The organism is Sphingomonas flavalba, assembly GCF_004796535.1.
In the GTDB taxonomy this organism is placed as follows: Bacteria; Pseudomonadota; Alphaproteobacteria; order Sphingomonadales; family Sphingomonadaceae; genus Sphingomonas_L; species Sphingomonas_L flavalba.
In genome coordinates this window covers 70,920-91,973 of record NZ_SPHY01000004.1, presented here as the reverse complement: position 1 = coordinate 91,973, position 21,054 = coordinate 70,920, and the positions used below count along the sequence as shown (strand labels likewise).

At 69.6% G+C, this 21,054-nt stretch carries 24 protein-coding genes and 1 tRNA gene; 14 read left to right on the top strand and 11 right to left on the bottom strand.

The window, feature by feature from the left end:
* Window positions 1–25: 25 nt before the first annotated feature.
* Both E4A53_RS05835 and E4A53_RS05830 read right to left on the bottom strand, forming a co-directional pair.
* Window positions 26–496 carry a VOC family protein gene (locus E4A53_RS05835; RefSeq protein WP_136162159.1) on the bottom strand — a complete coding sequence of 157 codons (471 nt, stop codon included), beginning with the start codon at window positions 494–496 and terminating at the stop codon, window positions 26–28.
* A 263-nt stretch (window positions 497–759) separates the two neighbouring features.
* Window positions 760–1,386: a DNA-3-methyladenine glycosylase family protein gene (locus E4A53_RS05830; RefSeq protein WP_136162158.1), complete on the bottom strand. Its 627-nt coding sequence runs from the start codon at window positions 1,384–1,386 to the stop codon at window positions 760–762.
* 74 nt (window positions 1,387–1,460) lie between these two features.
* On the opposite strand from E4A53_RS05830, the gene E4A53_RS05825 reads away from it, so the two are divergent.
* The gene (locus E4A53_RS05825) at window positions 1,461–1,778 is read left to right on the top strand and encodes a 2Fe-2S iron-sulfur cluster-binding protein (RefSeq protein WP_136162157.1); all 318 of its coding nucleotides are present in this window, start codon (window positions 1,461–1,463) and stop codon (window positions 1,776–1,778) included.
* Window positions 1,779–1,794: 16 nt separating this feature from the next.
* Here E4A53_RS05825 and E4A53_RS05820 read toward each other — a convergent pair whose 3' ends face one another.
* Complete coding sequence (locus E4A53_RS05820) at window positions 1,795–3,606, bottom strand: DUF885 domain-containing protein (protein WP_136162156.1); 1,812 nt, start codon at window positions 3,604–3,606, stop codon at window positions 1,795–1,797.
* Window positions 3,607–3,719: 113 nt separating this feature from the next.
* Between E4A53_RS05820 and E4A53_RS05815 the strand changes: the two genes are divergently transcribed.
* The 13 genes from E4A53_RS05815 (at window position 3,720) to E4A53_RS05750 (ending at window position 13,622) form a co-directional block, all read left to right on the top strand.
* Window positions 3,720–4,469, top strand: coding sequence for a segregation and condensation protein A (locus E4A53_RS05815; RefSeq protein WP_136162279.1), 750 nt, complete (start codon window positions 3,720–3,722; stop codon window positions 4,467–4,469).
* On the top strand, window positions 4,466–5,053 hold the full coding sequence (gene scpB / locus E4A53_RS05810; protein WP_136162155.1) for an SMC-Scp complex subunit ScpB: 588 nt from the start codon (window positions 4,466–4,468) through the stop codon (window positions 5,051–5,053). Before E4A53_RS05815 ends, scpB begins: the two co-directional genes overlap by 4 nt.
* A 29-nt stretch (window positions 5,054–5,082) precedes the next feature.
* Window positions 5,083–5,319, top strand: a complete 237-nt coding sequence (locus E4A53_RS05805; protein WP_136162154.1) for a twin-arginine translocase TatA/TatE family subunit — start codon at window positions 5,083–5,085, stop codon at window positions 5,317–5,319.
* Window positions 5,320–5,348: 29 nt separating this feature from the next.
* A complete protein-coding gene (tatB, locus tag E4A53_RS05800) occupies window positions 5,349–5,681 on the top strand; it encodes a Sec-independent protein translocase protein TatB (RefSeq protein ID WP_136162153.1) in 333 nt (110 codons plus the stop codon).
* Window positions 5,678–6,454, top strand: coding sequence for a twin-arginine translocase subunit TatC (gene tatC / locus E4A53_RS05795; RefSeq protein ID WP_136162152.1), 777 nt, complete (start codon window positions 5,678–5,680; stop codon window positions 6,452–6,454). The genes tatB and tatC overlap by 4 nt, the downstream gene beginning before the upstream one ends.
* A 20-nt stretch (window positions 6,455–6,474) precedes the next feature.
* Window positions 6,475–7,119: a glutathione S-transferase family protein gene (locus E4A53_RS05790; RefSeq protein WP_136162151.1), complete on the top strand. Its 645-nt coding sequence runs from the start codon at window positions 6,475–6,477 to the stop codon at window positions 7,117–7,119.
* Between the two features lie 1,118 nt (window positions 7,120–8,237).
* Window positions 8,238–8,621, top strand: a complete 384-nt coding sequence (locus E4A53_RS15090) for a hypothetical protein (RefSeq protein WP_420822605.1) — start codon at window positions 8,238–8,240, stop codon at window positions 8,619–8,621.
* Window positions 8,614–8,922 carry a DUF6127 family protein gene (locus E4A53_RS05775; protein WP_136162149.1) on the top strand — a complete coding sequence of 103 codons (309 nt, stop codon included), beginning with the start codon at window positions 8,614–8,616 and terminating at the stop codon, window positions 8,920–8,922. The genes E4A53_RS15090 and E4A53_RS05775 overlap by 8 nt, the downstream gene beginning before the upstream one ends.
* On the top strand, window positions 8,919–9,287 hold the full coding sequence (locus tag E4A53_RS05770) for an HK97 family phage prohead protease (RefSeq protein ID WP_239018151.1): 369 nt from the start codon (window positions 8,919–8,921) through the stop codon (window positions 9,285–9,287). The genes E4A53_RS05775 and E4A53_RS05770 overlap by 4 nt, the downstream gene beginning before the upstream one ends.
* A gap of 24 nt (window positions 9,288–9,311) precedes the next feature.
* The gene (locus E4A53_RS05765) at window positions 9,312–10,451 is read left to right on the top strand and encodes a phage major capsid protein (RefSeq protein ID WP_136162148.1); all 1,140 of its coding nucleotides are present in this window, start codon (window positions 9,312–9,314) and stop codon (window positions 10,449–10,451) included.
* Window positions 10,342–11,841 (top strand): phage tail protein, encoded by a 1,500-nt coding sequence (locus E4A53_RS14865; RefSeq protein ID WP_239018163.1) that lies wholly within the window; start codon window positions 10,342–10,344, stop codon window positions 11,839–11,841. Before E4A53_RS05765 ends, E4A53_RS14865 begins: the two co-directional genes overlap by 110 nt.
* A 12-nt stretch (window positions 11,842–11,853) precedes the next feature.
* The gene (locus E4A53_RS05755; RefSeq protein WP_136162146.1) at window positions 11,854–12,351 is read left to right on the top strand and encodes a DUF2793 domain-containing protein; all 498 of its coding nucleotides are present in this window, start codon (window positions 11,854–11,856) and stop codon (window positions 12,349–12,351) included.
* Between the two features lie 155 nt (window positions 12,352–12,506).
* Window positions 12,507–13,622 (top strand): OmpA family protein, encoded by a 1,116-nt coding sequence (locus E4A53_RS05750; protein ID WP_136162145.1) that lies wholly within the window; start codon window positions 12,507–12,509, stop codon window positions 13,620–13,622.
* A gap of 372 nt (window positions 13,623–13,994) precedes the next feature.
* Here the strand turns inward: E4A53_RS05750 and E4A53_RS05745 are convergent, their stop codons facing one another.
* The 8 genes from E4A53_RS05745 to E4A53_RS05710 form a co-directional block, all read right to left on the bottom strand.
* Entirely contained in the window at window positions 13,995–14,291 is a 297-nt protein-coding gene (locus E4A53_RS05745) for a plasmid stabilization protein (RefSeq protein WP_136162144.1), read from the bottom strand.
* A gap of 157 nt (window positions 14,292–14,448) precedes the next feature.
* Window positions 14,449–14,523 (bottom strand) — tRNA-Thr (locus E4A53_RS05740).
* 17 nt (window positions 14,524–14,540) lie between these two features.
* The gene (locus tag E4A53_RS05735) at window positions 14,541–15,395 is read right to left on the bottom strand and encodes a hypothetical protein (RefSeq protein ID WP_136162143.1); all 855 of its coding nucleotides are present in this window, start codon (window positions 15,393–15,395) and stop codon (window positions 14,541–14,543) included.
* Window positions 15,392–15,739, bottom strand: a complete 348-nt coding sequence (locus E4A53_RS05730) for an MmcQ/YjbR family DNA-binding protein (RefSeq protein ID WP_136162142.1) — start codon at window positions 15,737–15,739, stop codon at window positions 15,392–15,394. The genes E4A53_RS05735 and E4A53_RS05730 overlap by 4 nt, the downstream gene beginning before the upstream one ends.
* Window positions 15,736–17,166 carry a serine hydrolase domain-containing protein gene (locus E4A53_RS05725; protein ID WP_239018150.1) on the bottom strand — a complete coding sequence of 477 codons (1,431 nt, stop codon included), beginning with the start codon at window positions 17,164–17,166 and terminating at the stop codon, window positions 15,736–15,738. The genes E4A53_RS05730 and E4A53_RS05725 overlap by 4 nt, the downstream gene beginning before the upstream one ends.
* Window positions 17,147–18,445 (bottom strand): replication-associated recombination protein A, encoded by a 1,299-nt coding sequence (locus E4A53_RS05720; RefSeq protein ID WP_136162141.1) that lies wholly within the window; start codon window positions 18,443–18,445, stop codon window positions 17,147–17,149. The genes E4A53_RS05725 and E4A53_RS05720 overlap by 20 nt, the downstream gene beginning before the upstream one ends.
* Before the next feature lie 85 nt (window positions 18,446–18,530).
* On the bottom strand, window positions 18,531–18,707 hold the full coding sequence (locus tag E4A53_RS05715; protein ID WP_136162140.1) for a YbdD/YjiX family protein: 177 nt from the start codon (window positions 18,705–18,707) through the stop codon (window positions 18,531–18,533).
* A gap of 5 nt (window positions 18,708–18,712) precedes the next feature.
* The gene (locus tag E4A53_RS05710; protein WP_206366256.1) at window positions 18,713–20,773 is read right to left on the bottom strand and encodes a carbon starvation CstA family protein; all 2,061 of its coding nucleotides are present in this window, start codon (window positions 20,771–20,773) and stop codon (window positions 18,713–18,715) included.
* Window positions 20,774–21,054 lie beyond the last annotated feature (281 nt).

Below are 21,054 nucleotides of genomic sequence, written 5' to 3'. Positions count from 1 at the left end.
CCGTTCGATCTGCACGGACGGCGGGCTACGCCGGTGCGCGCGCGCGTAGGAACGGAAAGGGATGGTCGGGTGTGATGGTCTGCAACAGTTCGACAACGTTGCCGTCGCAATCCCGGCCGTAGGTCGCGAGCATCGTGCCTGCACCGCCCGGCGGGCAGTGAAATTCCATGCCGAGCGCGGACAGTCGCTCGTATTCCGCCTGGGCGTCGTCGACGTAGAGGCAGAGATGGATCAGCCCGGGATCACACATTCGCCGTTCCGTCCGGTTGCCTACCGGCTTCAGGTACTGGAACACCTCGATATAGAAGCTTCCAAGCCGCAGCATCGCGTAACGGGCCGCTGAATCGGGCAACTGGACCATGCGGTCGATCCGCTCGTTGCCCGGTTCCCAGCCGCCATCGGCGACGCGCTCGAAGCCATACCAGCGCTGATAATGGTCGATGAAGCGCTCGAGATCGGGAGTGGAGATTGCAACATGATGGACTCCGGCGATCATGCCTGCCTCCTTTCGACGGGAACGAAACCGTGTGCCACGACATAATAAAAAGCAATCGTGATTGTTTGTTGATATGGTGGTTCATGCAGGCGAGAGGCGGGGCGCGGGAGAGGCAGGCGTGAGGACAAGGGCGATCGGGGCAAATGGGATGCATGCGCCACCACTCACCGATCGACGCGGCCGGCATAAGGCGTCCCGGGCGAATGGTTGCGGATGTGCGGATGACGGGATGTAGCGTTGATCGAAGCCGGTCGATGAGCGCGCTACAGCGGGATGCCCTTGGTGTTGTTGTAGTGAAACCAGCTCATCAGGGCGGCGGCGCCGCGGTGCGGGCGCCATGCCTCCGCCGCTGCGCGCACCAGCTTCTCGCTTGGGCGTTCCGGATGGCCGAGCATGCGCCCGACCTCGATCTGGATGACCAGGTCCCCGGCCGGCCAGATGTCCGGCCGGCCTTCGGCGAACAGCAGGTAGATTTCGGCCGACCAGCGGCCGATGCCCTTGATCTCGACCAGCCGCGCGATCGCCGCTTCGTCGTCTTGCGGGAGATCGAGCAGGTCGAGCGCACCGCTGGTCACCAGCCCGGCAAGGCTGCGGGCATAGCCGACCTTCTGCCGCGACAGGCCGCTGGCGCGCAATGCCTCGTCCGGGGCGGCGAGCAGGCGGGCCGGGTCGGTGGCGTTGCCGATCTGGGCGTCGAGCTTGTTCCAGACGGCGGCGGCCGCTGCGACGCTGACCTGCTGACCGACGATGGTGCGCAGCAGCGTTTCATAGCCGCGGGCGCGATCACGCGGCGGCGGGTAGCCGACGCGGGCGAGCGAGTCGGCAAAGCGAGGTTCGAGCCGGGCAAGCGAGTCGATCGACGCGTGAAGATAGTCGACGGACTTGAGCATGCGGCTTGATCATCCCCCTGGCGCACGACATAGGGCCAGCAAGCGCTGTTTAATGCGACTGGAAGGGAAGGCAAATGCCGAAGTTGATCGTTGTCACCCGGGACGGGACCGAGCATGTCGTCGAGGGGGATGACGGCCTGACGGTCATGGAAGTGATCCGCGACAACGGCTTTGACGAGCTGTTGGCGCTGTGCGGCGGTTGCTGTTCCTGCGCGACCTGCCATGTCCATGTCGACCCCGCCTTTGCCGACAGGCTGCCGGACATGGGCGAGGACGAAAACGATCTCCTCGACAGTTCCGATCATCGCACCGGACAGTCCCGGCTGGGTTGCCAGATCCCGTTCGGTGCGACGTTGGACGGTTTGAAAGTGACGATCCCGCCGGAGGATTGAGCGGCGCCGCGTCTGTTCAGGCGAAGCGGGCGCGCACCACCTTTTCCAGAATGGTGAGCGGCATCGCGCCGAGCCGAAGCACTTCGTGGAACCGGCGCAGGTCGAAGCGCTCGCCCTGCGCCGCCTTCGCCTCGTCGCGCAGGCGTTCCCAGACGGTGTGGCCAATCTTGTAGCTGCATGCCTGGCCCGGCCAGACGGTATAGCGGTCGATCTCGTTCTGGCTGCGGCCGCGCGCGATACCGGTCGTCGCGATGAAATACTCGGTCGCCTGCTCGCGGCTCCAGCGTTTGCGGTGCATGCCGGAATCGACGACCAGCCGCGTCGCCCGGAACAGGAAGGACTGGAGGTAGCCGGCGACGCCGATCGGATAATCCTTGTACATGCCGAGTTCGTCGGCAAGCTGCTCCGAATAGAGCGCCCAGCCTTCCGAATAGCCGGAGAAGCCGCCGAAGCGGCGGATCAGCGGAATGTCGCCGGATTCCTGAGCGATGCTGACCTGCAGGTGATGGCCGGGCACCGCTTCGTGATAGGTCAGGGTCGGCAGGCCGAATTTCGGCCGGTCGAACGTGTCGCGCAGGTTGATATAGTAGATCGCCGGGCGCGATCCATCGAGCGGGGCGCTGTTGTAATAGCCGCCCGGCGCGCCGGCCTGGATGAATTCCGGCACCCGCCGCGCCTCGACAGGCGCCTTGGGCAGGGTGAGGAAGGCCTGTGGCAGCCGTTTGTAGCTGGCGGCGATCTGCAGGTTGAGCGCGTCGATCAGCGCGGCGCGGCCGGCGTCGGTGTTGGCGAACAGCTGCGCAGGCTGCGTGTTGAGCGCGACCAGCCGTTCGCCGACGCTGCCCTGCGTCATCCCCTGGTCGCGCAACACCCGGTCGAGCCGGGCACTGATCTGGGCAACCTGTTCGAGACCGAGTTCGTGAATCGCGTCGCCGGTCAGTTCCGCGGTCGTCGCCGCCCGTGCGGCGGCGTCGTAATAAGCATCGCCGTCCGGCAGGCGCCACACCCCGGCGTCGTGGCTGGCCTTTGCCCGGAACGCGGCGACGGCGGCGATCTGGCGGTCGAGCGCGGGGGCGATCTTGTCGGCGACGATCCGTTCGGCGCGTTCGGCGGCGGCGCCCGGCAGGCCGGCCTTTGCCAGCTTGGCGGCAAAACCGGACACCAGGATGCCGTCGGCGGGCGGCTGATCGCGCAAGTGGCGGAGAAGCCGGCTGGTCGTGTCGAGAATGTAGTCGGGCGCGATGACGCCGCGTTCGGCATCTTGCCGGGCGTGTTCGAGATTCTGGTCGAGTGCCGTCGGGAAGGCTTCCAGCCGTGCGAGATAGGCGTCGGCGTCGGCGACGGTGGCGACCGGGTGCTTCGAAGCGAGGAAATCGGGGATGTCGCGATAGGCGCCGGTCAACTGGCTGATCACATACGGCGCGAAGCGGCCACCGACCGAGCCGTAGGCGAAGCGCTCCGCCCCGGCGACGGCGGTATCGAGCTGCCAGGTGACGACATCGTAATCGATCGCCGCCGCGTCGCCGAGCGCGGTGCGGTCGACCGCCGCAAGTTGCGCGCGCTCCGTCTTCAGTCTGGTAATGGTATGGGCGCGATCGGCCGGGCTATAATCGTCCAGCTGGCTGCGCAGGGCCGCACGTGCGCCGGCGTCCAGCCCCATGCTCGTCGCGCGAGCGGGCGAGCCGTCGAGGCGGGCGTAGAAGATCCGGTCGAGCAGCGCGTGGAAATCGGCATCCGCCGCCGATTTCGAGGTCGCTGGAAGCTGGGCGGGCAGGCGGGCCGCGATGGCGAGGGCGCCAGCGCTGGCAAGGAAGGATCGGCGGTTCATCTGCGGCCCCATCATCATGCGTTCGAATGAGGCAGGGGTATCGCGGCGGGCCGGCGCTGTCCATCGTCGCTACCCGCTGGATCGGGGCGGGGATTCGCGGCTATGGTCGCGACATGGAGTTCGCCGCGGTGGATGCGGCGCCCGGCGAGGCGCTGCGGATCGAGATCGACGGGTGGGAGGGGCCGCTCGACCTGCTGTTGGCGCTGGCGCGGACGCAGAAGGTGGATCTGCGCGAATTGTCGATCCTGGAACTGGTCGAGCAGTATCTGGCCTATCTGGCCGACGCGCGGGCGCTGCGGCTGGAGATCGCGGCCGATTATCTGGTGATGGCGGCGTGGCTGGCCTACCTGAAATCCTGCCTGCTGCTGCCGCGCGACGAGGCGGTCGACCCCAGCCCGGAGGAACTGGCGCTGCGCCTGCAATTGCGGCTGCAGCGGCTGCACGCGATGCGCGAGGCCGGCGCGCGTCTGCTCGGCCGCGACCGGGTGGGCCGTGACGTGTTCGTGCGTGGGGCGCCGGAGGGGCTGCGCACCGTCAAGGCGACGGCGTGGTCGGCCGACCTGTACGACCTGATCGCCGCCTATGGGCAGATCGCGGCGCGGCGGCAGCCGGCGGTCCACCGGGTCGAGCGCCGGCAGGTCATGTCGCTGGACGCGGCGCTGAGCCGGGTGATGGCGATGCTTGGCGAGCGAATCGACTGGACGCGGATCGAGGCGTTCCTGCCGGTCGGCGAGGATGCAACCTATCGCCGCTCCGCCCTGGCAGCCAGTTTCGTCGCGGCGTTGGAACTGGCGCGGCAGGGGCGGGTGGTGCTGCGCCAGGACGACGCCTTCGCCCCGCTTTGGTTGAAGGCGGGGGCATGACCGGCGGTTTCACGGCCGAGGACGAGCTGTCGCGCGCGGTGGAAGCGGTGCTGTTCGCCGCCGCCGAGCCGCTGAGCATCGCCGACATCAAGGCGCATGCGGGGGATTTCGATGTCGGTGCGGTGCTGGTGCGGCTGCAGGGCGCTTATCGCGGGCGCGGGATCGAACTGGTCGAGCGCGGCGGGCGCTGGCAGTTCCAGACAGCGGCGGACCTGGCCCACCTGCTGCGCCGGACCCGCGAGGAGCCGCGCAAGCTGAGCCGGGCTGCCGTTGAGACGCTGGCGATCATCGCCTATCACGAGCCGGTCAGCCGGGCGGAGATAGAGGCGATCCGGGGCGTGCAGATATCCAAGGGCACGCTGGATGTGCTGATGGAGGCGGGGTGGGTGCGGCCGGCGGGACGGCGCGAGGCGCCGGGTCGGCCGATCACCTACGCAACGACGCCCGGCTTCCTGGTGCATTTCGGCTTGCAGTCGCGCCGCGACCTGCCCGGAATCGACGAGTTGAAAGCCGCGGGCTTGCTTGATCCGGTCGATCTGGCGATGAGCGCGGTTCAACTGGAAAGCGATGACGATAGCGCCTAAGATAAGGCGAGTTCCCGGGAGAAGACGGAATGGGTGGTTTCAGCCTCTGGCATTGGCTGGTAGTCGGGATCGTGGTCCTGCTGCTGTTCGGAAAGGGCCGCTTTTCCGATATGATGGGCGACGTCGCCAAGGGCCTCAAGAGCTTCAAGAAGGGGCTGGCCGAGGATGACGAGGCGCCGAAACGAATCGATGCCCCGGCCCGCCCGATCGACGGGCAGCGCACGCCGGAGGCGGAGCGCCAGCCGGAGGACACGCGGCCCAGTTGAGCGGGCCGGGCGGCTGGTGAGCGAAGGCGATGTTTGACGTTGCGCCGACCGAACTGATCGTGGTCGCGGTGGTCGCCCTGCTGGTGATCGGCCCGAAGGATTTGCCGCGCGCTCTCCACCACCTCGGCAAATGGATGGGCAAGATGCGCGGCATGGCCCGGCATTTCCGCACCGGGCTGGACACGATGGTGCGCGAGGCCGAACTGGCCGAGATGGAAAAGAAATGGGCCGAGGACAATGCGCGGATCATGCGCGACTATCCCGACGCCACGCCGGCGGCGGAGCCGGCGCCGCCGCCCGCCGACGCTGAGCCGGCGGCGATCGCGCCGCCGCCCCCCGCCGCCGAAGAGGGTGGGCGGTGAAGGACATCGACGAGACGACGGCGCCGCTGCTCGACCATCTGATCGAGCTGCGGCGGCGGCTGCTGTGGTCGGTGGCGGCGCTGGTCGCGGCGTTTGTCGGCTGCCTGTATTTCGCCAAGCCGATCTTCGCCTTCCTCGTCCAGCCGCTGCTGAAGGCGGGGCAGGGCAAGCTGATCTACACCAACATCTTCGAGGCGTTCTTCGCCGAGGTGAAGGTGGCGTTCTTTGCGGCGCTGATGATCGCGTTTCCGGTGATCGCCAGCCAGCTATGGAAGTTCGTGGCGCCGGGGCTTTATGCCAAGGAGAAGCAGGCGTTCCTGCCGTTCCTGCTGTTGACGCCGGTGCTGTTCCTGCTGGGGGCGGCGCTGGCCTATTATTTCGCGATGCCGGTCGCGCTGCATTTTCTGCTGAGTTATCAGGGCAATGTCGGCGGAGTGACCCAGGAAGCCTTGCCGGGTGTCGGTAACTATCTGGATTTCGTGACGAAATTCGTCTTCGGCTTCGGCGTCGCGTTCCTGCTGCCGGTGCTGCTGATGCTGTTGGAGCGCGCCGGGATCGTTACGCTGGCGCAACTGCGCGCCGGGCGACGCTACGCGATCGTCGCGGTGGTCGCGGTGGCGGCGGTGCTGACCCCGCCCGACGTGTTCTCGCAACTGCTGCTCGCCGTGCCGCTGATCGCGCTTTACGAGTTCACGCTGATCGCGATCTGGATGACCGAGCGCCGGCGGCAGCGCGAGCGGGCCAGGGCCGATGCCGAGGCGGCGGCCGAATAAGCAAAAAAGGGGGGAATGCGATGATCCTGTATGGCGCCAGCCTGTCTCCGTTCGTGCGCAAGGTGCTGATCTACTGCGCCGAGAAGGGCATCGCGATTGAGCGCAAGTCGATCGGCCCGGGAGACGCCGACCCCGATTTCCGCCGCGCCAGCCCGTTCGGCAAGATCCCGGCGCTGATCGACGGCGATTTCGCGCTGGCCGATTCGTCCGCGATCGTCACCTATCTGGAAGCGAAGCACCCGGAACCGTCGATGACCCCGGCCGCCCCGCGCGAGCGGGCGCAGGCGGTCTGGCTGGAGGAGTTCGCCGACACCATCCTCGCCCCGGCCGGACTGGTGGTGTTCTTCAACATGTTCATCGCGCCGATGGTCGGGGTGACGCCGGACATGGCGGCGGCCGACAAGGCGCGGCGCGAGACGCTGCCGCCGATCCTCGACTATGTCGAGACGGAGCTGCCGGAGGACGGCGGCCCGCTGGCCGGCGGCATGGTGACCGTCGCCGACATCGCCATCGCCTGCCAGATCGCCAACATCGCCTATTGCGGCATCGACCTGGACGACGGCGGGCGGCGGCCGAAGCTGGCCCGATTCCACGCCGCCTGGTGCGAGCGGCCAAGCGCGCGCGAGCTGGTGGCGGGCAACCGCGCGGTGCTGGCGCAGGGGTAGGCGCGGGTCCGACGCCGGTACGGGTGGGCGGTGCGATGATGGGCGGCTGGCGGGTGCGGGGGATTGCCGCGCCGCCGGTGGCGGCTCGCAATGACGGACGGTTTGCGCGGGCGGTCGGGCGTGGGCGATCCAGCCGCGCCGGGTGAAGGCGGCGTAGAACAGGCTGGGGTCGGCGAAGCCGCCGGCGCGCAGGATCGCCTCGTCCTGTTCCGGGCTGACGCTGTTGAGGCTGGCGGCGACAGGCGGCCACTCTCGCCGCGGATATGACGGCCTGTAGAGCCCGTCCACTTTAGGACGGATCGGCATTTAACCCTGACGGCCTGCAAATGGCGGCGTTCCGCGCTTCCGGTGCTCGCGGACCTGTCGTCCGCTGCACTCCGGGTCACGGAAAACCGCCATTTTCGGCTCGTCATCTTCTAAATGTCGATCCGTCCTAGCGCTATAGCGGATCTGGAAGAACATCTTGCCAGCAGCATCCGCAAGCCAGCCCTTGCGGACATGGCGCGGAACATCGATGCGGACTTTCCCGCCCGCTGCGCCGGGCAAACCGCGTTTGATGGGCTGGGGCGGATGGTGCGCGCGGTCATGTCCCGTGGTTGCGGGGGCGCGAGATCCCGGCTTTCGCCGGGAGGACGAGGGGTTTTATTGTACAGAATAACCAAATTGGTACAAATTCCTTGACATCGTAACGCTGATATGGCACACGGAGCGATGGTGAGAGGATGTGAGTCGGGGCGGGCATCCCGCCCGTATCGGCTTTCCCCGGCATTGGCGGTCCGGTCGGGGCGGCGGGCAGGGGATGGCCGCGCCGCCTGCGGGGGCTCGCAATGACGGGGCGCGGGGGCGTCCCGCTGGTGCCGTTTTTTCGGTCCTGGTGAACTGGCTTGCATTGGGCGGTGGATTGCCGCGCCGCCTCGGGCGGCTCGCAATGGCGGGTGCGTGAGGGGGGTGCCGGGAGATTGCCGCGCCGCTGCGCGGCTCGCAAGGACGGGGTGGGCGTGCGCGGTGGGGCCAGGCTCGGGCGATCCAGCCGTGCCGCTGCGCGGCTCACCATGACGGCGGGGTGCGGGGCGGGTGCGGCGGAGTGTGCCGGACTGGTCTATTCGGGGGGAGCGCGGATGGCGGAGCCGGGGGCAGGAGCAAAGACGCCGGCTGCGCGGGCGGCGCGGCGGGTGGAGACGGCCGCGCGGGCGCGGGTGCCGCGGGCGCACGAATGGACCGGAGAGAAACGGGCGCTGTTCCTGGAAACGCTGACGCGCACGCTGAACATATCGGCGTCGGCGCGGGCGGCGGGGATGTCGACGGTGTCGGCGCGGGCGCTGAAGCGGCGCGACCCCGGCTTTGCCGAAGCGTGGGCGGAGGCGATGCTGACGTTCAGCGTCGACCTCGACCTGGTCCCGGCGCTGTCGGAGGACCGGGAACGGCTGTGGAAGGCGCTGACCGCCGCCGATTTCCTGAGCGATGCCGAGAAGCGCGAGATGCTGGGGTTCGACAATGGCTGAGGATGCGGTGCTGGCGCAGCTGCTGCGCCAGGCGGAGGCGCGCGGCGCCGATATCGGCACGCTGCGCGCGCTGGTCGAGGAGGCGAGCGAGCGCGGCGCGCGGCGGGCGCTGGCGTCGATCGGGCTGGCCGATGCGGGGGCGGGAGGAGACATCATGCAATTGCGGGAATTGTTGCGGGCGTGGCGCGACGCGAAGACATCGGCGTTGCGCGCCGCCGTCGGTTGGGTGGTGCGGCTGCTGCTGGCGCTGCTGCTGCTCGGCATTGCGGTCAAGCTGGGTTTCTGGGGCGCGGCACGGTGAGGTTCGCCGGCTATGCCGCGGTGTTCGACGCGGTCGACAAGGGTGGCGACGTGGTGCGGCGCGGCGCCTTTGCCGGAGCGAAGGCGGCGGTGCCGCTGCTGTGGCAGCACCGGCGGGCGCTGGGCACCGTCGAGATGCTGGCCGAGGACGGGCGCGGGCTGCGGGTGATCGGCCGGGTGCCCGACGCCGACCCGGCGGCGGCGCTGGTCAGGGGCGGAGAGGTGACCGGCCTGTCGTTCGGATACCGGGTGAAGGCGGCACGGGGGTGCGCGCCGCGCGAGCTGATCGCGCTGGAATTGCTGGAAATCAGTCTGGTGACGGCACCGATGCAGCCGCTGGCGCGGGTGCATGCGGTGGAGGGGTGAGGTTCAATGGGCGAGGAGACGAGCATGGTTGAGGTGAAGGCGGAGACGCTGGAGGCGTCGTTCGACGCGGTTGTTGGCGCGGGCGCCGGGGTGGCGCTGATGCGGCCGGCGCTGGCCGGGGCGGTCGACGGCGGCACGCGGCAGGCATTTGTCGACGGTTACCTGCGGCGCGGCGCGACGGCGGAGCTGAAAAGCTTCAGCGGGGCGAGCGGCGGCGATGGCGGCTATGCGGTGCCGCGCGAGATCGACACGGCGATCGACGCGACGCTGAAGGACATTTCGCCGATCCGCGCGATCGCCAATGTCGTGCGGGTCGGATCGAGCGGTTACCGCAAGCTGGTGACGTCCGGCGGGACACGGTCCGGCTGGGCGACGGAGACCGGGGCGCGACCGGAAACCGACACGCCCGATTTCCACGAGATCGCGCCGCCGATGGGCGACCTTTACGCCAACCCGGCGGCGAGCCAGGCGATGCTGGACGATGTCGCGTTCGATGTCGAGGAATGGCTGGCCGGCGAGATCGCCCGCGAATTCGCCGCCGCCGAGGGCGCTGCCTTTGTCAGCGGCAACGGCGCCGGCAAGCCCAAAGGTTTCCTGTCCGGCCCGATCAGCGACGAGGCGGACGGCGCGCGGGCGTTCGGCACGCTGCAATATATCGCGTCGGGCGCCGCCGGCGGTTTCGCCGCCAGCAACCCGCAGGACCGGCTGATCGACCTGATCCAGACGCTGCGGGCGCCGTACCGGCAGGGTGCCGTCTTCGTGATGAACGCGGCGACCTGCGCGCGCATCCGCAAGTTCAAGACGTCTGACGGCGCCTTCCTGTGGCAGCCGGGGCTGGCGGCGGGGCAGCCGGACACGCTGCTTGGTTATCCGGTGGTCGAGGCCGAGGACATGCCGGACATTGCCGCCGACGCCTATGCGATCGCGTTCGGCAACTTCAAGGCCGGTTGCCGCGCCGGTCGGCGTCGGCGCGATCGTTGGCGCGCTGACTGGCGGGGCGGTGCGCGGCGAAGTGCCTGTGGCGTTCGGCGGTTTCGCCGCGTCCGGCGACAGCGTGCGCGCGGTGATCGACAGCATTGCCGATGCGGTGCCGCTGTCGCTGCGCGACGACGGGGCGGTGCTGACGCTGGCCGGGGAGGCGCCGGTGGCGGTGATCGGCACTGAGGAGCGGCGGGCGGCGGCGGGCGGCGCCGACGATGAGCAGGACAGTCGGGCGGCGGCGGGCAGCCTGCCGGCGGAGGTGACGGTCAGCTATTACGAGCCGGCGCGGGATTATCAGGCCGGGTTGCAGCGGGCGCGGCGGCCGGGGCCGGGCGGGCGCGCGCTGAGCATCGCCCTGCCGGCGGCGCTGGATGCGGCGGCGGCGAAGGCGCTGGCCGAGGCGCGAATTGCCCGTGACGGCGCCGGGCGGCTGCGGCGGCGGGTGGCGCTGGGCTGGCGGCGGCTGGCGATCAGGCCCGGCGACCGCATCGGCTTTGCCGGCGAGGGCGGGCGCTGGCGGGTGGCGGGATGGACGCTGGAGCGGATGGCGCTGGCGCTCGACCTGGTGCGCGAGGCGAGCGCGCCGATGCTGCCGCCGCCCGCCGCCGAGCCGGGGCGCGGCAACGGCGCGCCGGACCTGGTGCATGGGCCGACCGTCGTCCACCTGCTCGACCTGCCGCCGATCGAGGACGTGGCGCCGGGCGAGCCGCGGCTGTTCGTCGCGGCGGCGGGGCCGGAGCCGGGCTGGCGCCGGGCCGCGCTGCTGCTGTCGACCGATGACGGCGGGCGCTGGCAGCCGATCGGCGCGACGGCGGCGCCGGCGGTGATCGGCGTGGCCGAGGCGGCGTTGCCGGCGGGCAGCGCGGCGCTGTTCGACGCGGAAAACGTGGTGACGGTGGCGCTGCTGAACGACCCGATGGCGCTGGCCGGCGCCGACGACGCCGCGCTGATCGGCGGCGCCAATCTGGCGATGCTGGGCGAGGAATTGATCCAGTTCGGAGCGGCCGAGCCGCTGGGCGGCGGGCGTTGGCGGATCGCGCGGCTGCTGCGCGGACGGCGGGGGACGGAATGGGCGATCGCCGACCACGCGGCGGGCGAGTGGTTCGTATTGATCGAGGCGGAGGCGCTGGCGCGCTTCACCCCGCCGGCCAGCGCGGTTGGCGGCACGGTCAGGGTGATGGCGAGCGGGGTCGGCGACGGCACCGACGCGGTCGAGGCGCGGGCGGAGGCGGCCGGTTGCGGGATGCGGCCGCCGGCGCCCGTGGGGTTGGCGGCCGAGCCGCTGGCGGATGGCGGATTTGTCCTGCGCTGGACGCGGCGGAGCCGGGACGGCTGGTTGTGGCGCGACGGCGGTGATGTGCCGATCGGCGAGCCGGAGGAGGCGTATCGCGTCACCTTCACCCGTGCCGACGGCAGCGTGCGAACGGTGGCGACGGCGGTACCGATGCTGGCCTATCCCGCCCCCGCCGTCGCCGGGGATGCGGTGCACGGCGCGCAGGTGACGATCGCCGTCGTCCAGCAAGGCGGGCTCGCCGCGTCGCGCCCCGCCGCCCTTGTTCTGTCGATAGGCTGAGGAGACGGTGCAATGAGTGAGATGACGAGCGCGCGGCTGGGCCTGCCCTATCTGGCCGCCGGGCAGGCGCAGAAGGAAGTGGCGCATAACGAGGCGCTGGCGCTGATCGACGCCGCCTGTATGGCCGCCGTGGAGTCGATGGACCTCGCCGTGCCGCCGGGCGACGCGGCGCCGGGACAATGCTGGATCGTGGCGGCCGGCGGCACCGGTGGCTGGGCCGGGCGCGACGGCGCGATCGCCTGCATGACCGACGGCGGCTGGCGCTTCCTGCCGCCGGTTGCGGGTATGCGGCTATGGGTTGGCGACCGCGGGCTGTGGGCGAGCTGGGCCGGCGGCTGGACGGCGGGGATCGAGCCTGTGGCGGAAATCCACGTCGGCGGTGTGCAGGTCGTCGCGGCGCGGCAGGCGGCGGTCGCGGTGCCGGGCGGCGGCGCGACGGTCGACGAAGAGGCCCGCGCGGCGATTGCTGCGCTGATCGGCCGCTTGCAGGCCCACGGACTGATTGGGTGATCGGATCGCCGTCGAAATGGACCCGATGCACACCCAAAAGACACGAAACTGCGACATTTCCGCAACAATTGGGTGAATTGGGCGCTTGCGTGGAAACCAAGCTGACGGTAACGAGTTACGGCTGTCCTTGGTGACACACGAGAAAGGGGATTGTTATGCGGAACCTTGCCGTTGCGATGGCGCTCGCCACCACGGTACTTGCTTCGCCCGCTGTGGCGAAGGACAAGGCGTGGTATGTGGGCGTCGAAGGCGGCGCGATGATCGTGGAGGATGTCAATCTCGACATCGCCGGGATCAACAACGCGGTCAAAGTCGATCATCATTACGGTTATGATGTCGACGGCATCATCGGCTACGATTTCGGCCCTGCCCGACTCGAAGCCGAAGTCGGTTATCGTCGTGCCACGCTGACCGGCCTTACCAGCACTGTCGCGGTGCCTGTCGGCAGTCAGACTGCTCCGAGTGGCACCTATGATCTGGCCGGTGGCTCGACCTCTGCGCTCAGCTTCATGGTCAACGGCATGCTCGATTTCGGCGACGACGACAGCCTGAACGGCTTCATCGGTGCCGGTGCCGGCGTGGCGCGGGCGAAGTTCGACTATGCGGTTGCGCGTAGCGGCGGCTTCCTCGACGATTCCGACACCAGGTTTGCCTGGCAGGTCATCGCCGGCGTGCGTGCGCCGCTGACCGACCGGATCGACGTTGGTCTGAAGTATCGCTACTTCAACGTCAGCAACGTCAAGCTCGTCGATGCGATGAACCGCGACGTCCGCACCTCGCTGCGGACCCACAGCGTGCTGGGCAGCTTGATCTTCAACTTCGGCGATGCGGCACCGCCGCCTCCGCCGCCCCCGCCGCCGCCTCCCCCGCCGCCTCCCCCGCCGCCTCCGCCTCCGCCGCCTCCGCCGCCGGAAGTGGTGTGCACGCCGGGGCCGTACATTGTCTTCTTCGAATGGGACAAGGCGGACATCACGCCCGAGGCCGCGTCGATCCTCGACAACGCCGTCACGGCGTATGGCAGCTGCGGTCAGGCCCAGGTCATGGTGGCGGGTTACACCGACACTTCGGGCACGCCGCGCTACAACCTCGGCCTTTCCGAGCGCCGCGCTGCTGCGGTCAGCAACTACCTGCAGCAGAAGGGCGTGCCGGACGGGGTGATCTCCGCCAAGGGTTACGGCGAGACCAATCTGCGCGTCGAGACCGCCGATGGCGTGCGCGAACTGCAGAACCGTCGGGTGGAAATCACCTACGGTCCGGGTTCGGGCAACTAAGCGCTCGACAAGCCAAAATCGGGAGCCGGCGTTCGCGCCGGCTCCCTTTTTTGTGTCTATCGTCCGGTGGGCCGGTGAAGATTGCCCGGTAATGGCGGGGGCTTTGCCGGGGCTTGGCGGGGAGTCAGCGGCATGGGCGGCGTCACGTTACAGGCGTGATACGCGGCCGGCGTGATGTGAGAGAGGCCGCCGATGATTTTTCGCGGGGCGACGCGTTGAAGGCACGCGATGCGTACGGCGCGTCCTCTGGCGAAGTAGGATCCAACGATCCCGCGAGGCGCTCCGTGCGGCTTGGGCTCTCGCTGGCGTGAGAGCACGGAACGGTCGGACGAGCGCCGAGGATGTTATCGCGCCGAAGATTGCTGACGGGTGTTATTTCCGTGCGGCGTTGCGGCGGCGGGTGACCCAGCCTTTGCGGGCAGCGGCGGAGCGTTGTTCGGCCGAGCCGGACTTGTGCGCCCGCCCGCCGCGCGCGGCGGATTGATGGGTGTCCGGCACGCCCCGCCCCGACCCCGATTTGTTGCCGCCGCCGGACTCCTTGTTAACGGTGGCCCAGGCGCGGCGTTCCGCCTCATCTTCCGGCACGCCGCGCTCTTCATAGCCTTGCGCGATGTGCTGCGCCTTGCGCTTTTGCTTGTCGGTATAGGCGTCCTTGTCGCCGCGGGGCATGGTCTCTCTCCTGCTGATCCCGCTCCGGGGCGTGAACGCATGATCGCGCGACGCGTATCCCTGGCGGGCGGACGAAAAAAGGGGGAGGGCGCCGATACCCGGCGGGCGGGCTCGCGGCGGCCGCTGCGGCGCGTGAGGGTGCGGGTTTCGGGCCGGGTGGTGCCGGGTGAGGGGATCGAACCCCCGACCTTCGGTTTACAAAACCGCTGCACTACCGCTGTGCTAACCCGGCCCGCGCGCTCCCATGCGTCAGACGACGCCGAAGGTCCAGCCCTCGGTTGCGGCAATCGCGGCGGTGAGCGGCGGCGGCTGCCACAGCGCCGGCCGGCCGGCGTTACGGCGTAACCAGGCGGCGGCGAGCAGCGCGTCGGTGCTGTGATCGTCATAGCGGATAAGCGGCGCGTGGGGACGGCTGCCCATCGCCGCCAGAGCCGCGTCGAGCGCGACCGGGTCGCGCAGCTTGCTTCGCCCCTTGCGCAGCCCGGCGGCGCGCGCGGCGATGGCGGTATAGATCTCGACGACCAGCGGGCCATCGGTCGGCGCCGGGTCGAACGGCCAGACGGGCAGGCGCCGGGCCAGGTGATGGAGCACGCGCATGCCGGCGAAACTGGCCTTCGCCACCTGTGCCGCGCCGATCGCGTCGTAGACGGTCGACGGCTTGCCGCCGCCGCCGGCATTGTAGTGCGCCTCGCAGCGCCGCAAGTGCATATAGTCCGCCTTGCGGCCGTCGGCGGCGCCGAAATAGAAATGGCGGCGGTGGTGGGTTTCGAGCAGGCTGGCCGCTCCCAGATCGACATCGTCGCACAGCCGTTCGACATAGGCCCAGAACGGCTTCGCCCGATCGGGCACCGGATCGCCGGGCAGATAGGCGCCGCGTTCGATCAGCGGCGGCGCGAAGCTGAAGTCGAAGCCGATCAGCACCGGATCGCGTTGCGCCAGCACCCAGTCGCGGATCGCGGTGCGCGACCAGGCGCCGCCGGGCGGCGGGACGAGAGCCGGCGCCGTGTCGCTTTGTTCGCATACCGCCAGCGCGATGCCGGGATGGCGCGCGCCCTTCGCACCGGACCAGTCGATTGCGGCGAAGCGGGTGAAGCGCGGAATCACGCCTTGCCGCGTCGCCGGACCTTCGGCCGCGCCGCATTCCAGTCACGGGCCTGGCCGATCATCGCCAGCACTCGTCCCGGGTCGGCGGTGGCGTAGCGGACCAGCACCGCCGGCCAGCCGGCATAGTGGGCGGTCTGCCAATAGGTGTCGGGATCGGACTCCTTCAGCATCTCCACCATGTCACGATCGATGTGCAGGCAGAAGGAGCCGTCCTCCCGCCCCGGCGACAGGAAGACGCGGCCGTTGCCGGCGACCTTGACCGCCGGCGCGCCATAACTGGTACCCCGCTCGGCATCCGGAAGGGTGAGCGCATGGTCGACCACCCGGTTCCAGTCGAGCGTCATTCCCCGGCGCCCGGCGCCTGCAGGGTCGCCAATATGGCGGCGGTGAAGCGGTCGATGGCGAAACGCGCCCTGGTGGAGTCGAGGCCGAGGCGGACGACGACGATATTCCGGTCGGGCACGATCATCACATACTGACCGCGATTGCCCTGCGCGGCGTAGCTGCCGGCGGGCAGGCCCTGCGCCTCGCCGAACAGCCAGAATGTCGCGCCGTAGCCGGGCCCTTCCGCCGGCTGCGGCCCGGCGGGCTTGCGGACATAGGCGGCCCAGCCTTCCGGCAGGAGGCGTTCACCCTGCCACATGCCGTCCTGCGCGTAGAGCAGGCCGAAGCGGGCGAGGTCGCGCGCCGTCGTCCACACCTGGCTCGACAGGATGAAATTGCCCTGCCAGTCGGTTTCGGCGACGGTGCGGGTCATGCCCAGGCGCTGGAACAGCGTATAGGGGTAGGACAGCATCCGCGCGTCGCCCAGCCTGGCGCGCAGCCCCCGGATCGCCAGCAATATGTCGTTGTTGGCGTAGCGGAAACGCTGCATCGGCGCGGCTTCCAGCGGCCAGCCTGGCGCCTGCTCGGTCACCGTGGTGCCGCCGAAATAGAGCGCGTCGGTGCGGTTGCCGGCGCTGTCGCTGTGCAGGCCCGACGCCATGCGCAGCAGCATGTCGGTGGTGATCGCGGCGCGCGGATCGCCCGGTGCCTGCCATTCCGGCACCGGCGCCGGGGTGGCGGGGTCAATCAGGCCGTCCTGCGCCGCGCGCCCGATCAGCGTTCCGGCAAGACTCTTGCCGACCGACCAGGTGCGCTGGGCGATATTCTTGCCGAAGCCGTCGCGATACTGCTCGGCGACGATCCGCCCGTCCTGCAGGACGATGACGGCGGTGGTATCGGTATCGGCGCCATAGCTTTGCCGGTCGAAGGCGGCGGCGACCGCCTTGTCCAGCGCTGCCTCGTCGCCATGGGCCGGCGCGCCTGCCCCCATGTCGCCCATCGGCCAGGGCCGGTTGTCCTGTGGGCCGCCGCCCAGCGTGGTCAGCCGCGGCACCTTGCGCCCGGTCGCGGCGTCCGCGCCGATCGGCAGTGTCGCGCAGCCGAGCAGCGGGCGCCAGACGGCGATGCGCGGCGGCAGCGCGTCATCGAACGCGACCGAGACCGTCTTGGCGGCGCTGTCGACCTTTGCCGCGAGCGCCGGGATGACCGGCTCCAATTCCGGGTAGATGCCAACCAGTTCCTCCGCCTCGACCTGCGCCTGGGTGCGGCCGGCGACGAACAGGCCGCTGCACAGGAAGGCGGCCTTGTAGCCGGCGGCGAGGGCGCGGGCGTAGGGCGCCTGCTCCGGCGCGGGCGGTTGCTGGGCGGTGCCGGTCGTCGGCAGCAACAGCAGGGCCGCGGCGGCGAGCGCCGGGGCAAGGCGGCGGTCAATCGCGTTTGCGCGCACGCAAATCCTCCCAATAGGCGATCCGTTCGGCGATCCGCTTCTCGAAGCCGCGCTCGACCGGGCGGTAGAAGGTCTGCGCCTGCATCCCTTCCGGCCAATAGTTGGCGCCGGAGAATCCGTCCGCCTGATCATGATCATAGGCGTAATCCTTGCCGTAGCCGATGTCTTTCATCAGCCGGGTCGGCGCGTTGAGGATATGGGCCGGGGGCATCAGCGATCCGCTATCCTTCGCGCTGCGCCACGCCGCCTTCTGCGCCCGGTAGGCGGCATTCGATTTGGGCGCGGTCGCCAGGTAGAGGCAGGCCTGGACGATCGCCAGTTCGCCCTCCGGCGAGCCGAGGAAGTCGTAGGCGTCCTTGGCGGCAAGGCACTGGACCAGTGCCTGGGGGTCGGCAAGGCCGACATCCTCCGACGCGAAGCGGACGAGGCGGCGCAGAACGTAGAGCGGCTCTTCGCCGGCGACGAGCATTCGCGCCAGGTAGTAGAGCGCGGCCTGCGGGTCTGACCCGCGCAGCGATTTGTGCAGGGCCGAGATCAGGTTGTAATGCCCCTCGCGGTCCTTGTCGTAGGCGGCGAGGCGGCGGTGGAGCAGCGCCGACAGCCCGGCCGGATCGAGCGGTTCCGGCAGCGCGACGGAGAACAGCGTCTCCGCCTGGTTGAGCAGGAAGCGGCCGTCGCCGTCGGCGCTGGCAACCAGCGCCTCGCGCGCCGCCGGGGTCAGCGGCAGCGGCCGGCCCTCCGCCGCCTCCGCCCGGTCGAGCAGCGTCATCAGCGCCGCCGCGTCCAGCCGGTGGAGGATCAGCACCTGCGCCCGCGACAGCAGCGCCGCGTTCAACTCGAAGGACGGGTTCTCGGTCGTCGCGCCGACCAAGGTGACGGTGCCGTCCTCGACATAGGGCAGGAAGCCGTCCTGCTGGGCGCGATTGAAGCGATGGATCTCGTCGACGAACAGCAGCGTGCGGTGGCCGGCGCGAGCATGGTCGCGGGCCTGCGCGAACACCTTCTTCAGGTCGGCGACGCCGGAGAACACCGCCGAGATCGCCTCGAAGCGCAGGCCGACCGCGTCGGCGAGCAGCCGCGCGATCGTCGTCTTGCCGGTACCTGGCGGCCCCCACAGGATCATCGACGATAGCCGCCCGGCGGCGACCATCCGGCCGATCGCCCCTTCGGGCCCGGTCAGATGGTCCTGGCCGACGACCTCCGCCAGCGCATGGGGGCGCAGGCGGTCGGCAAGCGGGGCGGCGGCGGGTTCGGGGTCGGAAGCGAATAGGTCGGCCATGCCGGGCCAAGATAGCGCACTGCCCGAAAAATGCATCGGGGGTTGCGCGGCGAGGCGCCCGCCGGCTGTCAGGCGGTGGGGGCGCTCAGCAGCAGCGGCCGCCGCCTTTTCCGCCGTAACGCATTTTTTCGCGGTCCCGGAAGAATTCGACGCGGCTCATCGGCCGACGACCGGGGTGGCGTTCGGCCATGTGCGCCAGATAGACACGGTAGCTGGGCTGACCGACCATGAGCAGCGCGGTCTCGCGCACGAAGCGGAGCATCCGCCTCACTCCGCCGGCACCGCGTGCGGCGGGACTTCATGCGCGGTGGGCGTGTCGGCCCGCCTGGCCGCGACGATCGCGCGGATCGTGAATACCAGCAGGCTGAGCACGACGGCGAGGAACAGCACGCACAGGCCGGCATCGACCCAGTCGTTGAAGATGATGCGCCGCATCTCGTCCATCGAGACCGCCGGCGCCAGCACCTCCCCGCGCGAGGCCGCGTCGGAGAATTTCAGTGCGTGCGCGACGAAGCTCACCGCCGGATCGGCGGAGACCAGCTTCAGCAATCCCGCGCTGACGGTGCAGACCAGCAGCCAGAGTGTCGGCACCACCGTAACCCAGGCGTAGCGGTCCTGCTTCATGCGGAACAGGACGACGGTGCCCAGCATCAGCGCGATGGCCGCCAGCATCTGGTTCGAAATCCCGAACACCGGCCAGAGGGTGTTCACCCCGCCCAGCGGATCGGTGACGCCCTGATAGAGGAAGAAGCCCCAGGCGGCGACGCACAGCCCGGTGGCCACCAGCCCGGCGACGAAGGAGTCGGTCGACCGGAACGAGGGCGCTACCAGCCCGATCAGGTCCTGCAGCATGAAGCGCCCGGCGCGCGTGCCGGCATCGACGGCGGTCAGGATGAACAGCGCCTCGAACAATATGGCGAAATGATACCAGAAGGCCTTCATCGCCGGGCCGCCGACGACATGGCTGAAAATCTCCGCCATGGCGACGGCCAGCGTCGGCGCGCCGCCGGTGCGCGAGATGATCGAGGCTTCGCCCACGTCCCTCGCGGTTTGCGCCAGCATGTCGGGCGCGATCGGGAAACCCATCGCCGTCACCGCGGCGGCGGCGGTTTCGGGGGTCGCGCCCATCAGCGCGGCCGGGCTGTTCATCGCGAAATACAGGCCGGGATCGAGGATCGACGCGCCGATCAGGGCCATGATCGCGACGAACGCCTCCATCAGCATGCCGCCATAGCCGATGAGCGGCGCATCCGCCTCGGTGGCGATCAGCTTAGGCGTGGTGCCGCTCGCGATCAGCGCGTGAAAGCCCGAGACGGCGCCGCAGGCGATGGTGATGAACAGGAAGGGAAACAGCGCGCCCGACCACACCGGCCCGCCGCCGTGGACGAACCGGGTGAGCGCCGGCATCTGCAGCGGTGGCGCCATGATGACGATGCCGATCGCCAGGGCGGCGATGGCCCCGATCTTGAGGAAGGTGGAAAGATAGTCGCGCGGGGCGAGCAGCAGCCAGACCGGCAGGATCGAGGCCACGGCGCCATAGCCGACGAGAATCCAGCAGAGCTGCACCGGGGTGAAGGTGAACAGCGGCCCCCAGACGGGCGACGCGGCGACGCTCTGGCCATAGACGATGGCGAGCAGCAGCCCGGCGAAGCCGAGCAGCGAGACCTCGCCGATGTGCCCCGGCCGGATCCAGCGCGTATAGACGCCCATCAGCATCGCCAGCGGCACGGTGGCGACGACGGTGAACATGCCCCATGGGCTGTCGGCCAGCGCGCGCACGACGATCAGCGCCAATACGGCGAGGATGATCACCATGATGACGAACGTGCCGACCAGCGCGATGGTGCCGGCCACCGCCCCCATCTCCATGCGGACCAGTTCGCCAAGCGAGCGCCCGTCGCGCCGCATCGAGATGAACAGGACCATGAAATCCTGCACCGCGCCGGCCAGGACGACGCCGAAGATGATCCACAGCGTTCCGGGCAGATAGCCCATCTGCGCCGCCAGCACCGGCCCCACCAGCGGCCCGGCCCCGGCAATGGCGGCGAAATGGTGGCCGAACAGCACGCGCCGGTCCGTCGGCACATAGTCGAGCCCGTCGGCGCGATAGACGGCGGGCGTCGGCCTCGCCGGATCGAGCCGCATCACGCGGCGGCCGATGTAGAGCGCGTAATAGCGATAGGCGACGAGGAAGCAGGAGACCGAGGCGGCGACGATCCACAGCGCGCTGACCGGCTCCCCGCGCGAAACCGCAAGGACGAGGAGCGCGACGAAGCCGACGATCGCCAGCGCGATCCACGGGATGTGCTTCGAAATTCCTCCCCGCATCGTCCGATCCTCCCCGCCTGCTCCCGACAATCGGTCGCCGCGCGCCGATGTCGTGGAGCTGGATATGCAGTTTTAGCCCGGCCGACACAAAAAGATATGGCTTCTCCCTGATCCCGGCAGGTGCGGGGGAACCGCCTTCGGCGACCAGCGCGCCCCAGCTATCGATGATCGCCGCCAGCGTGCGCCCCGGTTCGCCTTTCCCATATCGTGCAGGTGGGCGAGCGCGTGGAGCCGGGCACGATCCCGGGCCGAAACGCCGTGGCCGGCGACGTGCTCGCCGC

Coding starts and splice junctions, on each gene's coding strand:
- E4A53_RS05835 (WP_136162159.1), bottom strand. CDS start 496: ATGATCGCCGGAGTCCATCATGTTGCAATCTCCACTCCCGATCTCGAG.
- E4A53_RS05830 (WP_136162158.1), bottom strand. CDS start 1,386: ATGCTCAAGTCCGTCGACTATCTTCACGCGTCGATCGACTCGCTTGCC.
- E4A53_RS05825 (WP_136162157.1), top strand. CDS start 1,461: ATGCCGAAGTTGATCGTTGTCACCCGGGACGGGACCGAGCATGTCGTC.
- E4A53_RS05820 (WP_136162156.1), bottom strand. CDS start 3,606: ATGAACCGCCGATCCTTCCTTGCCAGCGCTGGCGCCCTCGCCATCGCG.
- E4A53_RS05815 (WP_136162279.1), top strand. CDS start 3,720: ATGGAGTTCGCCGCGGTGGATGCGGCGCCCGGCGAGGCGCTGCGGATC.
- scpB (WP_136162155.1), top strand. CDS start 4,466: ATGACCGGCGGTTTCACGGCCGAGGACGAGCTGTCGCGCGCGGTGGAA.
- E4A53_RS05805 (WP_136162154.1), top strand. CDS start 5,083: ATGGGTGGTTTCAGCCTCTGGCATTGGCTGGTAGTCGGGATCGTGGTC.
- tatB (WP_136162153.1), top strand. CDS start 5,349: ATGTTTGACGTTGCGCCGACCGAACTGATCGTGGTCGCGGTGGTCGCC.
- E4A53_RS05790 (WP_136162151.1), top strand. CDS start 6,475: ATGATCCTGTATGGCGCCAGCCTGTCTCCGTTCGTGCGCAAGGTGCTG.
- E4A53_RS15090 (WP_420822605.1), top strand. CDS start 8,238: ATGGCGGAGCCGGGGGCAGGAGCAAAGACGCCGGCTGCGCGGGCGGCG.
- E4A53_RS05775 (WP_136162149.1), top strand. CDS start 8,614: ATGGCTGAGGATGCGGTGCTGGCGCAGCTGCTGCGCCAGGCGGAGGCG.
- E4A53_RS05765 (WP_136162148.1), top strand. CDS start 9,312: ATGGTTGAGGTGAAGGCGGAGACGCTGGAGGCGTCGTTCGACGCGGTT.
- E4A53_RS05755 (WP_136162146.1), top strand. CDS start 11,854: ATGAGTGAGATGACGAGCGCGCGGCTGGGCCTGCCCTATCTGGCCGCC.
- E4A53_RS05750 (WP_136162145.1), top strand. CDS start 12,507: ATGCGGAACCTTGCCGTTGCGATGGCGCTCGCCACCACGGTACTTGCT.
- E4A53_RS05745 (WP_136162144.1), bottom strand. CDS start 14,291: ATGCCCCGCGGCGACAAGGACGCCTATACCGACAAGCAAAAGCGCAAG.
- E4A53_RS05730 (WP_136162142.1), bottom strand. CDS start 15,739: ATGACGCTCGACTGGAACCGGGTGGTCGACCATGCGCTCACCCTTCCG.
- E4A53_RS05720 (WP_136162141.1), bottom strand. CDS start 18,445: ATGGCCGACCTATTCGCTTCCGACCCCGAACCCGCCGCCGCCCCGCTT.
- E4A53_RS05715 (WP_136162140.1), bottom strand. CDS start 18,707: ATGCTCCGCTTCGTGCGCGAGACCGCGCTGCTCATGGTCGGTCAGCCC.
- E4A53_RS05710 (WP_206366256.1), bottom strand. CDS start 20,773: ATGCGGGGAGGAATTTCGAAGCACATCCCGTGGATCGCGCTGGCGATC.